Source organism: Mycolicibacter heraklionensis (assembly GCF_001021505.1).
Lineage (GTDB): Bacteria > Actinomycetota > Actinomycetes > Mycobacteriales > Mycobacteriaceae > Mycobacterium > Mycobacterium heraklionense.
In genome coordinates, this window is record NZ_LDPO01000016.1 from 19,484 (window position 1) to 33,360 (window position 13,877).

Here is a 13,877-nt window from a genome sequence, read left to right on the forward strand (position 1 = left end):
TCAGCGGGTTATCGCACCGCGATTCCGCTGCCCGCCACGGTGTGCCCGATCACCGGATGCCCGGGCAGTTCGCCGACGACCAGCAGACCCCCGGACGTCTGGGCGTCGGCCAGCAGCAGCAGGTCGTCTTCGCCGACCCCGGGCCCGGGGCGCAGGTGCGGGCGCACCCAGTCCAGGTTGCGGCGCGTGCCGCCGGAGACGTAGCCGTCACGCAGTGCTTCGGGTGCTCCCTCGATCATCGGCACCGCGGACCGGTCGAGCACCGCACCCACCCCCGAGGCGCGGCACATCTTGTACAGATGGCCGAGCAGCCCGAAACCGGTGACGTCGGTGGCCGCCCGCACGCCCAGCGACAACGCGGCTTCGGCGGCGTCACGGTTGAGCTCGACCATGGTCGCGATCGCCTGCTCGAACACCTCGCCGGTGCGCTTGTGCCGGTTGTTGAGCAGCCCCACCCCCAGCGGTTTGGTCAAGGTCAGCGGTAGGCCGGGCCGCGCGGCGTCGTTGCGCAGCAACCGGTTCGGGTCGGCTGTCCCGGTGACCGCCATGCCGTACTTGGGCTCCGGATCGTCGATGGAATGGCCGCCGATCACCGGGCAGCCTGCCTGCTCGGCCACCGCCAGACCGCCGCGCAGCACCTCAGTCATCAACTCCAGGGGCAGTGTTTCCCGCGGCCAGCCGACCAGGTTGATCGCGACCACCGGGCGCCCGCCCATCGCATAGATGTCCGAGAGTGCGTTGGCGGCCGCGATCCGGCCCCAGTCGTAGGCGTCGTCGACGACGGGGGTGAAAAAGTCCGCGGTGGACAGCACGGCGAGGTCATCGCGCACCAGCACGGCCGCAGCGTCGTCGCCGTCGTCGAGGCCCACCAGGACGTCCTTGCCGGACTGCCCGGTGAGCCCGCGCACCGCGTCTTCCAGCTCGCCGGGGGGAATCTTGCACGCGCAGCCGCCGCCGTGGGCGTAGCCGGTCAGTCGCACGCCGGTCATGCGTCGATGGTGAGGTGGTCGCCGGCCGCGCGGGAGATGCAGATCAGCATGTCGCCGTGGGCACGTTCGGTAGCGGTCAGGGTCTGATCTCGGTGGTCGACCTTCCCGTCGAGCACCCGCACCCGGCAGGTGCCGCAGAACCCCTGCTTGCACGAGTAAGGGGTGGCGGGGTTGACCTGCAAAACCGCAGCCAACGCCGTCTGATCGGCACCGACGGGGACGGTGGTGCCGCTTTTGGCCAGGGTCAAGGAGAACGGCTTACCGTCCAGAACCGGTGGGGCAGAGAACCGTTCGTAGTGCAGCTCCACGTCGGTGCGGCCGATCAGCCCCTCACGGAGCACCTCGAGCATTGCCGGTGGCCCACACGCGTACAGCGCTGTCGGCACCGGCACGTCGCCGATCAGATCGGCGGCCGTCGGCAGCCCGTGCGTGTCGTCGGTACGGACGGCCACCTTGTCGCCGAACTGCTCCACCTCGGCGATGAACGGGATGGTGTCGACCGAGCGGCCGGTGTAGATCATCGACCAGTCCAGGCCCAGGCGCTCGGCGGCGCGCATCATCGGCAGGATCGGGGTGATTCCGATCCCGCCGGCGACGAACCGCAGACGCCGCGCCGACGAACCGTAGCCGGGAACCGCCATGGGCATGCCGTTGCGCGGTCCCTTGATGGTGACCGTGGCGCCCGGCTGCAAGCTGTCGTGCACCTCGATCGACCCGCCACCGCCGTCGGGGATGCGGCGCACCGCGATGCGGTAGCTGTCAGGGTCTGCGGGGTCCCCGCACAGCGAATATTCGCGCATCCGCCCCGAGGGCAGCAGCAGGTCCAGATGCGCGCCGGGTGTCCAGCGGGTCAGCGGCTTGTCGTCGGTGGCGACCAGGGTCAGCGCCACCACGTCCTTGTCATGCGCAACGATCTCACGCGCGGCCACCCGCAACTCCCGCGTGCGCTCCGGCTCGGCCAGCTTCCAGCGCCGCATCAACACGCTGAACGTCGGGAACGCGATCTTGGCCAGCAGATTCGAGAACCGCAACAGCGGGTCGTGGCGCCACCGCCCGTACAACTGCGGCGGAATCTCGTCCGGAATTTCGCCCAGCGGCCGGAATCGCGATCCCTCCGAATCGTGCCCCGACGTCAACGCCGCGCCCTCCGCGCCGCCGGCGAGGTCGCCAGGTAGGCCACGGCCTGCGCGGTGGAGCCGATGGACGCGGGGTCGAATGACGGTTTGAAGTAGACGACGGTGTATTTGAGCACCTGGCGCAGCTGGGGCAGGATGTTGCGCCGCGACCCGCGCAGGTACTGGCGCCACAGCCAGAAATAGGAATGGCTGATGGTGTCGTCGGAGCGGCACATGAAGCCGATCGCCCGGTGAATCATCAACACCAGATAGACCAGCGCGACCATCATGGCCCGGCAGCGGTTCAGGTAGCCGGGGTGAAAGTAGTTCGCCACATCGTGTGCCACGCAGCGATGTTCGATCTCCTCGGCGCCGTGCCAACGACAGATGTCGGCCATCGTCGGGTCGACGTCATAGTCGTCCCACGAGCAGTTCAGCACGAAGTCACCCAGGATCGCGGTGTAGTGCTCGACCGCCGCGATCAGCCACAGCCGCTGCACCATGTCGTTGTAACGGGTGCGGGCGAACCGCTGGGTGCGCGGCGCCAGCAGCCGGCGAAACAGGTACTCGAACTGCCGCAGTATGGGCGCGGTGTCGACACCGCGCGCTTCCAGGAACTGGGTTACCGCCTTGTCGTGCGACTCGGCGTGCATGGCCTCTTGGCCGATGAAGCCGCGCATGGCCCGCGCCAGATCCTCGTCTTTGACGTAGGGCAGCGCCTCGTTGAAGACCTCGCAGAACCACCGCTCGCCCTCGGGCAGGATCAGGTGCAGAATGCTCACCACGTCGGAGGCCACCGGCTCGCCTTGGATCCAGTGCAGCGGGGTCTGCGACCAGTCGAACTCGACGTTACGGGCGTGGATCTCGACGCCGGCCGGTTCATAGATGTGCCCGCCCACCGCAGGCTTTGTTTGGCTCGTCATGGTCACGGCCTCCTTCGGGGTCATGCTACCCACGATTTCGGCGCGTTTTTCTCCGCTGAGCGGTCATTACCGCGCCGAAATCGCTGAAGGTCTAGGTTGATCAGCGGAGGCGTCTGAGTCCTGGTGGGTTCCCCGGTCTTCAAAACCGGTGAGGCCGAGTAGCTCGGCCTGGCGGGTTCGATTCCCGTCCGCCTCCGCCAGCTGCGTATCGCCAGGAGGAGCCGTGACCGACGCCGATCCGCGCCGTGCCATTCCGCGTACCGATGCGCTGTTGATGCTGCCTCCGGTTCGCGCGGCCCGTGCCCGGCTGGGCGAGCATGTGGTCCGCGGTTTGGTACGTGACGCCCAGGATCGAGCGCGACGCGGCGATCTGGCACCGGAACAAGTCGAAAGCGCTGTTCTAGAAAGCCTTTCCGGTCAGACGGGGACGACGTTGCGGCCGGTCCTCAACGCCACCGGAGTGGTGGTGCACACCAACCTGGGCCGGGCGCCGCTGTCCGCCGCGGCGGTCGAGGCGCTGGTGGCGGCCAGCGGCTACGTCGACGTCGAGCTGGACCTGGCCACCGGCGCACGCTCCAAGCGGGGGGTCGCGGCCCGGGCCGCGCTGCTGGCCGCCTGCCCGGCCGCCGAGGACGCGCTGGTGGTCAACAACGGTGCCGCCGCTCTGGTGCTGACCACCACAGCCCTGGCCGCCGGCCGAGAGGTGGTGGTCAGCCGCGGCGAACTGATCGAGATCGGGGCCGGCTTCCGTCTCCCGGACCTGATCGCCTCCACCGGGGCGAGGCTGCGGGAAGTCGGCACCACCAACCGCACCCACCTGCGCGATTACGCCGACGCCATCGGACCCCAGACGGGATGCATCCTCAAGGTGCATCCCAGCAATTTCGCCGTCCACGGTTTCACGGCCTCGGTGGGGTTGGCTGAGTTACGGCCACTGGCAACCGAACACGACGTGGCCTTGGTCGCCGATCTGGGCAGCGGACTGCTGTCCCCCGATCCGCTGTTACCCGCCGAACCGGATGCGGCCACCACGCTGGCCGCCGGCGCCGACATCGTGACGGCCAGCGGCGACAAGCTGCTCGGCGGGCCGCAGGCCGGGGTGGTGTTGGGCCGGGCCGGGGTCATCACCCGGCTCGCTCGACACCCGTTGGCTCGCGCGGTGCGCGCCGACAAGCTCACCCTCGCCGCGCTGGAGGCCACCGTGTCCGGCGCCGCCGCACCGGTGACCCGAGCGCTGCACGCCGATCCGGACCAGTTGCGTTCCCGCGCCGAGCGGCTGGCTGCCGCGGTCGGTGCCACCGTCGTCGCCCACGACGGCCGCGTCGGCGGCGGCGGCGCTCCGGGAGTTCCGCTGCCGGGCTGGGCGGTCCGGCTGCCCGAAGCGGCGGCCGCCGCGCTACGCACCGGCGATCCCGCGGTGCTGCCCCGAGTGCACGACGGCGCCTGCCTGATCGATCTGCGCTGCGTGCCGGAAACCGACGACGGACGGCTGCTGGCCGCGGTGCGGGCTGCACTCGACCGGATCGGGTGAGCGTGTTTGTCCATGTTTGTAATAGCCACCGCCGGCCACGTCGACCACGGCAAGTCCACCCTGCTGCGGGCGCTCACCGGGATGGAACCCGACCGTTGGGAGCAGGAGCGCCGGCGCGGACTCACCATCGACCTGGGCTTCGCCTGGACCGCGCTGCCGTCGGGCCGGCGAGTGGCTTTCGTCGATGTCCCGGGCCACGAAAGGTTCCTGCCCAACACGCTGGCCGGCCTGGGACCGGCCTCGGTGGTGTGCTTCGTGGTCGCCGCCGACGAGGGCTGGCAGGCGCAGTCGGATGACCATCGCGATGCCATTGCGGCCCTGGGTATCTCGCGGGGTCTGGTGGTGCTGACCCGCATCGACCGGGCCACCGATCAACGTGTCGCTGAGGTGTCCGAACAGGTCCGAACCGAACTGGCCCAGACGGGTCTGCGTGACGCCCCGATCGTGGCCGTGTCGGCGGCGAACGGTACCGGGATGGACACGCTGCGTACTGTGCTCGACGACCTGCTGGCCGAGCTACCGGCGCCGTCGAGCACTGGCCGCGTTCGGTTGTGGGTCGACCGGTCCTTCACCATCACCGGCGCCGGGACGGTGGTGACCGGCACCCTGACCGCGGGCACCCTGGCCGCCGGCGATCACCTCCAGTTGCTGGACCGTGGACAGTCGCGTGCGGTGGTCATCCGGGGGCTGCAGAGCTGCGGCGAGCAGCACTCGGCACTGCGCCCCACGGTGCGGGTAGCGGTCAATCTGCGCGGGGTGCCCGCCGGCGAGGTGCGCCGCGGCGACGCCCTGGTCAGCTCCGGCGAGTGGTTGGCCACCACGGTGGCCGATGTTCGGCACAGCGCCGGTTGCCCGCTGGCCGAGGCACCCGAGCGACTCGTGGTGCACCTGGGCACGGCTGCGGTACCCGCCCGATTGCGGCGCCTCGGTGCCGACCACGCTCGACTCACCCTGGAATACCCTCTGCCGCTGGTATTTTCGGATCGTCTGATCTTGCGCGACCCCGGGGCCCACCGCGTGCTGGGTGGTGTGGTGGTGCTTGACGCCGATCCGCCTGCCCTCCGCAGGCGCGGTGACGCGGCGCGCCGCGCCGACGAGCTGGCTGCCGCCGATCCGACCGACCAGCCCCGCCGTGTCCTCGCCGAGGTGGCGCGTCGGGGTGCGGTGTCGCAGCGCCAGCTGCAGTTGCTCGGTTACCACCACCGCCCGGCACCCTCCGAGGTGACGGTGATTCAGGGCTGGTGGGTGCATGCCGCGACGTATCAGGCTTGGCGGGACCGACTGCAGAGCGCGGTGAGTGAGCTACGGGAGCGTGATCCATTGTCCGCCGGGCTGTCCCGGGGCGCGGCCGCGGATCTGCTCGCGCTACCGGATCCAGCGCTGCTCGACGAGCTGGTACGCGACGCCGGGTTGGAGCAGCGCGACGGCCTGATTCGGCTGCCGGACGGCCGCACCGATCTCGGCCCGGCCGAGGGCGCGATCGCCGAGTTGGAATCCCGGCTGACCACGGCTCCGTTTCACGCCCCGGAGGCCGACGATCTGGCCGCCCTGCACCTGGGGGTCCGGGAGCTGGCGGCGGCCGAACGAGTCGGGCGGCTGTTGCGGCTCACCGAGAATCTGGTGCTGCTCCCAACCGCGCCCGCGTTGGCGATGCGCGAATTGGCATCGCTGGAACAGCCTTTCACCGCCACCGAAGCCAAGCAGGCGCTGAACACCACTCGGCGGGTGGCGATCCCGCTGTTGGAGTATCTCGATGCCCGCGGCTGGACCCGCCGGATCGATACGGTCCACCGGGAAGTCGTGCGTTGATACGACTGCGAGCCACCGGGTGGGCGATCCTGCAGACCGCGCTGGCCGCGGGCGCGGCCTGGTACCTGGCTCGCGATGTGCTCGACCATGCTGCCCCTTTCTTCGCGCCGATCGCCGCGTCGGTGTGCATGTGGGCGACCAACGTGGTCCGCGCCCAGCTCGCGATCGAGATGGTGATCGGAGTGGGACTGGGTATCGGTTTGGGCAGCTTGGTAAACATGCTGCTGGGTACCGGACCTATCGCGATGGCCGTAGTCGTCTTGGTCTCGCTGTCTACGGCATTGCTGGTCGGGCGGGGTTTCCTGCAGCACCGTCCGATGTTCGTCAACCAGACGGTCATCTCAGCCATCCTCGTGTTGTCCCTGCCGCACAGCGGTATCGGAACGGAGAGGCTGTTCGACGCGCTGGTCGGCGGCGGGATCGCGGCAATCTTCAGCATCCTGATCTTCCCCAGAAACCCGGTAACTGTCCTGCAGGATGCCCGCGTCGAAGTACTGGCAGCGGTGCGCGACATCCTCGCTCAGACACATTGCCACACCGGTGATTCCGACTGGATGCTGTCAGTCGCGGCTGCGCTGCACGACCGACTCGCGCGCCTGACCGAAGCTCGCGGTACCGCCGAACAGTTGGCGCGAATATGCCCGCTTCGCTGGTCGCTGCGCGCCGCGACCCGTACCGCCGATCGCCAGGCCGCGCAACTGTCCCTGCTGTCCACTTCGGTCGTCCAACTGGCGCGCACCATTACCGGGACCGCCGAACCGCTCAACGAACCGGTCCAGGAAGCAGTCGGTGAGCTCGCCGCGGCAGCCTCCGCCCTCACCCGTGACGAGACTGCCGCCGCAGCGGCGCATGTGACATCGGCCCGCAGTCACACGGTCGTGGCACAGTCCAGCAATGCGCCGTTGCTGACTGCCGCCATCGACACCTGCGTCGACGAACTCGACCGGGTCATCAGCCTCGCGCCGCAATGACATCCTGTTGGATCCGCTGACCGATTTCGGGATCGATATTGCGCCAGTAGTCGAAGACCCGGGACAGTACCGGTTCCCTTACCCCGGCACAGACGTGGCCGACGACGTTGTGGACCAATCGGTCACGCTGGCCATCATCCATCACGACGCGCACCAGGGTGTGCGCCTGACCCCAGTCGTCATCGCCTGGGTGCAGGGTGTAGCCCGCACGGACCATGTCGCCGTCGGCGGCCCAGTGCACCTCGGCCGCGCGCCCCGGGCCAGGGGACGGTCCACCGACAGTATTGGGTGTGTAGACCGGATCAGACACGTTGTGCATCCGCATCCGGCCGTCCTTGGAGTAGCTGCGCACCGGCACCCTCGGTGCGTTCACCGGGATCTGATGATGGTTGACCCCGATCCGGGCCCGGTGCGCATCGGCGTAGGCGAAACTGCGACCGAGCAACAATCGGTCCGGACTCAGCCCGGTGCCCGGCACAATGTTGTGCGGGCCGAACGCCGCCTGCTCCACCTCAGTGTGATGATCGGTGACATTGCGGTCCAACGTCATCCGCCCCACCTCGATCAGCGGATAATCCGCATGCGGCCACACCTTGGTCACATCAAACGGATTGAACCGATAGGTCTTGGCATCCTCATACGGCATGATCTGCACCTTGAGCGTCCAACTCGGAAACTCACCGCGAGCGATCGAGTCGAACAGATCCCGCTGATTACAGTCCGGATCGGTGCCGGCGAGCCGGTCCGCCTCCTCCTGGGTCAGACACTCCACACCCTGATTGGATTTGAAATGGTACTTGACCCAAGAGATCTCGCTGTCAGTATTGACCCAGCTGAACGCGTGCAAACCGTAGCCGTTCATGTGTCGATACGTCTTGGGGATCCCCCGATCCCCCATCACCAACGTCACCAGATGCGCGGACTCCGGCGACTGCGTCCAAAAATCCCACACCATGTTGTGGTCATGGCAATCGTTGTCCGCGCGACGTTTGTTCGCGCGAATCAGATTGGGGAACTTGAGCGGATCCCGAATAGCGAATACCGGGACATTGCTGCCGACGATGTCGTAGTTGCCTTGCGCGGTGTAGAACTTCACCGAGAAGCCCCGATTGTCACGCACGGTGTCCGCGGCACCACGCTCGCCGCTGTTGCCGGACGAGAACCGGGCGAACACGTCGGTCACGGCGCCGGGCTGGAACACCGCCGCCTTGGTGTATGCGCTGACATCCCCGGTGACTTCGAAACGACCGAACGCACCGGCCCCCTTGGCATGCGGCTGACGCTCGGGAACGCGTTCCCGGTTGAACGCCGCCAACTGCTCGATCAAGTAAGTGTCCTGCAACAGAATCGGGCCGTTCGGGCCCAGCGTCAACGACTGATCATTGGTCGGCGCCGGAGCGCCCCCATCGGTCGTCGTGAAGTTGTCCGTCATGTCCCTATCTCCTTACTGTCGAGGATGGAGCCGCTGTGACCGAGATCGATTCGGCGTGAACTAGCTGGGCACGGGTTACTGCGCGTAGGACTTCGCTCCGGTGCCGGCGAACTTGCCTCCTTCGACGATCAGGTATTCCGAGCGAATCGGCTTGCCGGCAAACCAGTCTTCGAGGATCTCCCGGGTGCCGGCCGCGTAGCGGGCCTGCGCGGACAGGCTGGAGCCGGACATGTGCGGTGTCATGGCCTGGTTGGGCATGCTGCGCCACGGGTGGTCGGCGGGCGGTGGCTGCGGGTACCAGACGTCACCGGCGTAGCCGGCAAGCTGGCCGCTCTTCAATGCCGCCACGATCGCCTTCTGGTCGGTCTCCTCGGCCCGGGCGGTGTTGACGATGTAGGAGCCGCGCCGCATCGAGCCCAACAGCTTCTCGTTGAACATGTGGTGGGTCTGGGCGATCAACGGCGAGTGGATGGAGACCACGTCCACCGACCGGGCCAACGACTCGACATCCGGGTGATAGGTGACGTCGAGCTGCTGCTCCAACTCCGGGGAGAGCCGGTGGACGTCGAAGTAGTGCAGCTTCACGCCGAACGGCTTCATCCTCTCCAGCACCGCCCGCCCGATCCGTCCGGCGGCGATCACCCCGACATCCATACCTTCAATGTCGTAGGAGCGCTGTACGCAGTCGGCGATGTTCCACCCGCCGTCGACGACCACCTGGTGGGACGGAACGAAATTGCGGACCAACGCCAGGATCTGCATCACCGCGTGCTCGGCCACACTGATGCTGTTGCTCCAGGTTTCCTCGGCAACAGTGACGCCGCGCGCTTGCGCTTCGGCCAGGTCCACGTGGTCCGATCCGATGCCGGCGGTCAGCGCCAACTTCAGCTTGGGCGCCTTGGCGAACCGCTCCTTGGTGATGTAGGCCGGCCAAAACGGCTGGGAGATCACGATGTCGGCGTCCGGCAGCTCGCGCTCGAACTCCGAGTCCGGTCCATCCTTATCGGACGTGACCACCAACTCGTGGCCGTTCTCCTCGAAGAACTTCCGCAGCCCCAATGCCCCCGAGACACAGCCCACCAGATCGCCGGGGGTGAAGTCGATTTTCGACGGGGTAGGCAGTGTCGAGCCGTCCGGATAGCTCTCGATCACCGGGATGCTGTCGCGGGCGTACTTCGGCGGGTATCCGGTCACCGGGTCGGGGTAGAGCACCATCACACACTTCGCCATCGTTCTCTCCTTGAAATCTGGGCTGCAAGGAGCAGCATCTTGCGGTTATCGGCCGGAAATCCAGGGGCGTGCGCCCCGGGATCCCTGTGCCCGCTTCGGTGGCGAATACAAACCCGCTTGTCGAATGGAGTCGGTGAATTCGTCGTGTCCTCGGCACCTTTCAGTCTTCTCGGCAGTTTTTGAGCTGTCCAAGACGCGGTCCCGATGGGCCGATAGGCGACGCCTATCGGCCCGGCCGAGACCGACGGACGAGCATCACTTGAACAGGTCTTTGTGATCAGCCTTGATCAGGTCCGCGCCCTTCTCACCGACCATGTAGACGGTGTTCTGGATGCGGCAGTCCGGGATGATCGGGAAGACGGACGCATCGATGACACGCAGCTTGTCGACCCCGTGGACCTTCAGCTTCGGGTCGACCACGCCCTGGTCGATGTTCTTGGACAGCCGGTTGGTGCCGCACGGGTGATACGACGTCTGCACGCGGTCTTGAATGGACGCCCTCATCAGCTCATCGGAGTGCAGCGGCATCTCCCACGGGTACTCGCCGACGACGATGTCTTTGAAACCGTCACCCTTGGTGAGGATGTCGTAGGCGAACCTGACGCCCTCGCGCAAACCGATGATGTCGAGCTCGTTGGAGAGGTAGTTCAGCTTGATGTTCGGCTGTTCGAGCGGGTCAACGCTGTTGAGCGTCACGTTGCCGCCGTCATAAGTCGGCCGGACGATATCGACCATCACCGTGATGTGGTCGCCTTCGGACGGGGTCGGGTACTGCCACTGGAACGCACTGCCGAAGGCCGGGACGAAATCGAGTTCGAAGTGCGGTTGCCCTTCCGGCGAGAACGGGTCGAGCCCACCGTTGGCGGCCTTGGCCTCGCGATAGATCGGGTCCTTCTCCAGGTACGAGTCGATCCGCGGGAAGCCGATCATCTCCAGGAAACCCGAGCCCAGCGGCCCGGAGTGGTCCTTCTGGTAGGCGGCGATGGCCGCATCCTTTTTGGGCCCGTCACGCAGCAGAATGCTGTCCAAAGCAAAGCCCTCTTTGATGCGCAGCACGAAGGGGACGCCGGGGTGGTCGAGCAGGTGTTGGCCGACGTGGCGAGAGTCGACGAGCACGTCGATGCCGTGCTTGTGCAACTCGCGGCCGGGACCGATACCGCTGAGCATCAGCAGCTTGGGGCTTTCGAAGACGCCCTGGGAGAGGATGACCTCCCGGTCGGCGTAGTAGTTGCGCTCATTGCCGAGGCCGTCGATGATCGTCACGCCCTTGGCCGTGCGAGTGGCGTAGTCGATGATCAGCCGCTTGGAGCGCACCTCCGACAGAATGGTGATGTTGGGCTTGTCCTTGACGAACAGGTAGCTGCCCGAGCGCACGCCTTTGTAGATGCTGTTGACCGCGTGGGTGAGGCCGTTCATCTCGCCGTCGAAGTAGTTCTCGATGAGGGGCAGGCCCCGTGACGTCCAGGCCTGCGTGATGACGTCGCGGAAGGCCTGCAGCTCAGGGATCAGGTTGTGCGAGATGGGCAGCGGGCCGCCACTGCCGATCTTGTGAAGGTCGGACGAGAATGTCCCGGAGTCGTCGTGGTAGGTGGCGCTCTTGCGGAGGTACGGAACAAGGGGCTCCCAAGTCCATTCCTGGCCACCGTATTCCGCCCACCGGTCATAGGTCGGCTTGCAGCCGGGGACCCAGCTGAAGTAGTTGCCGGCCGAGCTGCCGCCAAGGGCCCGGCCCCGTGTGCAGTTCTTGTCGGTGCGCCGCCAGACACCGCGGTCGACGAACGTGGCCATGTAGTCCCAGTCGGACTCGGTGTGGCGGATGTCCATAGCCAACCCCGGTGTGCTGACCATGTCCACGTCCCAGGGGTTACCTACACCGGCCTCGACGATCAGGATCTTGACCTTGGGGTTCTCGGAGAGACGGCCCGCGACGACGTTACCCGCCGTACCGCCGCCGACGATGACAAAATCAAAATGGGCTCCGTCGGGTACGTTGGCCATCTCTTCCTCCTGAGGTATGGAACCGTCGCTGTCGTCTTGCAGACTGCCTTCGCCCGCCGCCAGGTATCTACGGAGCCGACTCCGAGATTCCCCGGCCGGCTTTGGTGGCGACTCCAAAGACCGCGCTCGGCACGAACGCCTGCCCGGCAACAGCAACCTTGCTGTGAGGTGAATTAATCTTTACCCCAAAGCCTTTCATTGAATGTTCGCGCGGTGTCCCGCCGCCACCCGCTGTAGTAGTCCGACGTGTTCCGGACATTCAGCCAACACCGACAGCGTGACGACCTCGCCGACTTGCTCGTCGCTGAACCCGGAATCCTCAGCGAGGCCCTGCATTACACCGACTACTCCATGAAGGTTCGGGTACCTGCCGATAATGGTGCACACAGCCCCGGCGGCGGTGACCGCATAGTCGATCACTCTTTCTTCGCCCACGCCCACCTCGTCGTCACCCACGACCGAATCAGTATCGGCGCCGGTCAGACTGATCCCCAACAGACTGGCGAAGATCACCGTCAGGCCCAAGCAATTTCGTGTCTTCAGATGCTGGATATTCATGCGATCACCTCGCAAAGACGAGTGCACACCGTCCCGCCGAACATGCAGCGCAGTCCAGCGCGGTTCTCCGGGTAGACCTACCCGGCCCTGCGCTCGACTGTTCCTCAACGGCAATTCCGTAGCTACGGAGATCCGTCCGAGATTTCTGTCCTCACGTTGGCGGCTTCTACATGTGCATCGCGGAAAGTTCGAGCGCCCACCACAACTCGATCAGCACTTCGGTGTCCCGCAGGCTAGTTCCGGTGAGCTCCTCGAAACGAGCCAGCCGGTAACGCACGGTGTTCTGATGAACGAATAGCCGAGTCGCGGTGCTCTCCACATGCATCCCGCAGGCCAGATAGGCCCGCAACGTGGCGATCAGATCTTCGCCGTTCCCACCGGCCACCAGCGGCTCCAGGTAGCGGCGCCGCAACAGGTCGCCCATATCGAGGTCCACCGCCACCGCGGAGCGCAAGCCCAGGGACTCCAAGTCATAGGCCCCCGTCAGCTTGCAGGCTTGCACAGTGACCAGCGCGCGCGCCGCCAGCCGGTAGGAATCGGCCAGCCGTTCCAGCTTCCGGGGCGGCCCATAGCCGATCTGCCCGTTGACGGCGCGGGGCGGCGGCTCGGTGAGCAGCGCCGCCAGATCGCCGTCGACCACCGCGCACACTCCGCAGCGGTGCGGCACCGCTCCGTCTATGCCCAGCGCCAGCTCCAGGCCGTGTTGAGAAACGCCGTCACCCAATCGCGCCCGGGCCGCAACAAATTCAGCCGCCGGGTCTAAACCGTACATCTCAGCGCGTACCCGCAGTTCAGTGCTCGGGACGAGGCCCAGCAGGACAGCCCGGACGAACCGGCTACGTTCGGCGTCCAGTGCCTCGACTGCGTCGCGGTCCGCCCGCCGATATCCGGTGACCGTCTCTGACAGTGCGACCGCCGAGGACGCCAGCATCGACTCGGTGAACCGCCAGAGCTCACCGTCTTCGGTCTCCCACCGTCCGGAGAGTTGACGCAGGCCGGAGACAAGGGACTCGACGCCCACCTGCCAGGCGCGGATCATGTTGTCGAAAGGAATACCGTTGCGCTGCTGGCGTTCTCCGAATGCAGAAAACGCTGCGAGGTCATCGTCGGACAACCTCGTGGAGCCAGACCCAGCCGAACGCAGTACCCACTCCACCTGAAGCCGAACTCCGGCGTCGAGATCGTCCCGCGCCATCCTGCGGTATATCGGCAGGCGGCTCAGGACGGCACCGCTGATTCGGGCAACCATGTCAGCGTTCTCGTTCAGCAATGAATCGAGAATCTCCATGATCACCCCCTCACGACACCCACCGGCGGTGGA

11 protein-coding genes and 1 tRNA gene are annotated in these 13,877 nt (G+C 66.5%); 4 read left to right on the top strand and 8 right to left on the bottom strand.

Annotation, left to right across the window (positions count from 1 at the left end; all coding sequences use genetic code 11):
- Positions 1–8 precede the first annotated feature (8 nt).
- Genes selD through ABW16_RS17305 form a run of 3 tightly spaced genes read right to left on the bottom strand, consistent with a single transcriptional unit; the run spans position 9 to position 3,027 of the window.
- A complete protein-coding gene (gene selD, locus ABW16_RS17295) occupies positions 9–989 on the bottom strand; it encodes a selenide, water dikinase SelD (RefSeq protein ID WP_047320428.1) in 981 nt (326 codons plus the stop codon).
- Positions 986–2,083 carry a PDR/VanB family oxidoreductase gene (locus ABW16_RS17300; RefSeq protein WP_047320503.1) on the bottom strand — a complete coding sequence of 366 codons (1,098 nt, stop codon included), beginning with the start codon at positions 2,081–2,083 and terminating at the stop codon, positions 986–988. Before ABW16_RS17300 ends, selD begins: the two co-directional genes overlap by 4 nt.
- A 38-nt stretch (positions 2,084–2,121) precedes the next feature.
- A complete protein-coding gene (locus ABW16_RS17305; protein WP_047320504.1) occupies positions 2,122–3,027 on the bottom strand; it encodes a metal-dependent hydrolase in 906 nt (301 codons plus the stop codon).
- A 105-nt stretch (positions 3,028–3,132) separates the two neighbouring features.
- Between ABW16_RS17305 and ABW16_RS17310 the strand changes: the two genes are divergently transcribed.
- The 4 genes from ABW16_RS17310 to ABW16_RS17325 all read left to right on the top strand — a co-directional run bounded on the left by ABW16_RS17310 (position 3,133) and on the right by ABW16_RS17325 (position 7,338).
- A tRNA-Sec gene (locus ABW16_RS17310) sits at positions 3,133–3,227 on the top strand.
- A gap of 23 nt (positions 3,228–3,250) precedes the next feature.
- Positions 3,251–4,558 (top strand): L-seryl-tRNA(Sec) selenium transferase, encoded by a 1,308-nt coding sequence (gene selA / locus ABW16_RS17315; RefSeq protein WP_047320429.1) that lies wholly within the window; start codon positions 3,251–3,253, stop codon positions 4,556–4,558.
- Between the two features lie 12 nt (positions 4,559–4,570).
- Positions 4,571–6,367 carry a selenocysteine-specific translation elongation factor gene (selB, locus tag ABW16_RS17320; protein ID WP_047320430.1) on the top strand — a complete coding sequence of 599 codons (1,797 nt, stop codon included), beginning with the start codon at positions 4,571–4,573 and terminating at the stop codon, positions 6,365–6,367.
- Positions 6,364–7,338, top strand: a complete 975-nt coding sequence (locus ABW16_RS17325; protein ID WP_047320431.1) for an FUSC family protein — start codon at positions 6,364–6,366, stop codon at positions 7,336–7,338. Before selB ends, ABW16_RS17325 begins: the two co-directional genes overlap by 4 nt.
- Here the strand turns inward: ABW16_RS17325 and ABW16_RS17330 are convergent.
- The 5 genes from ABW16_RS17330 to ABW16_RS28030 form a co-directional block, all read right to left on the bottom strand.
- On the bottom strand, positions 7,319–8,770 hold the full coding sequence (locus tag ABW16_RS17330; protein WP_047320432.1) for a catalase: 1,452 nt from the start codon (positions 8,768–8,770) through the stop codon (positions 7,319–7,321). The genes ABW16_RS17325 and ABW16_RS17330 overlap by 20 nt on opposite strands.
- Positions 8,771–8,845: 75 nt before the next feature.
- Positions 8,846–10,000, bottom strand: coding sequence for an NAD-dependent formate dehydrogenase (locus ABW16_RS17335; protein ID WP_047320433.1), 1,155 nt, complete (start codon positions 9,998–10,000; stop codon positions 8,846–8,848).
- 255 nt (positions 10,001–10,255) lie between these two features.
- The gene (locus ABW16_RS17340) at positions 10,256–11,998 is read right to left on the bottom strand and encodes a GMC family oxidoreductase (protein WP_047320434.1); all 1,743 of its coding nucleotides are present in this window, start codon (positions 11,996–11,998) and stop codon (positions 10,256–10,258) included.
- Between the two features lie 195 nt (positions 11,999–12,193).
- Positions 12,194–12,556, bottom strand: coding sequence for a hypothetical protein (locus tag ABW16_RS23950; RefSeq protein WP_131721516.1), 363 nt, complete (start codon positions 12,554–12,556; stop codon positions 12,194–12,196).
- Between the two features lie 166 nt (positions 12,557–12,722).
- Entirely contained in the window at positions 12,723–13,844 is a 1,122-nt protein-coding gene (locus tag ABW16_RS28030) for a PucR family transcriptional regulator (protein WP_082134180.1), read from the bottom strand.
- Between the last annotated feature and the right edge of the window lie 33 nt (positions 13,845–13,877).

Excerpts from the sequence above, each read along its gene's own strand:
- ABW16_RS17340 (WP_047320434.1), bottom strand. The coding sequence starts at position 11,998 with ATGGCCAACGTACCCGACGGAGCCCATTTTGATTTTGTCATCGTCGGC.
- ABW16_RS17330 (WP_047320432.1), bottom strand. The coding sequence starts at position 8,770 with ATGACGGACAACTTCACGACGACCGATGGGGGCGCTCCGGCGCCGACC.
- ABW16_RS17335 (WP_047320433.1), bottom strand. The coding sequence starts at position 10,000 with ATGGCGAAGTGTGTGATGGTGCTCTACCCCGACCCGGTGACCGGATAC.
- selB (WP_047320430.1), top strand. The coding sequence starts at position 4,571 with ATGTTTGTAATAGCCACCGCCGGCCACGTCGACCACGGCAAGTCCACC.
- ABW16_RS23950 (WP_131721516.1), bottom strand. The coding sequence starts at position 12,556 with ATGAATATCCAGCATCTGAAGACACGAAATTGCTTGGGCCTGACGGTG.
- ABW16_RS28030 (WP_082134180.1), bottom strand. The coding sequence starts at position 13,844 with ATGGAGATTCTCGATTCATTGCTGAACGAGAACGCTGACATGGTTGCC.
- ABW16_RS17305 (WP_047320504.1), bottom strand. The coding sequence starts at position 3,027 with ATGACGAGCCAAACAAAGCCTGCGGTGGGCGGGCACATCTATGAACCG.
- selD (WP_047320428.1), bottom strand. The coding sequence starts at position 989 with ATGACCGGCGTGCGACTGACCGGCTACGCCCACGGCGGCGGCTGCGCG.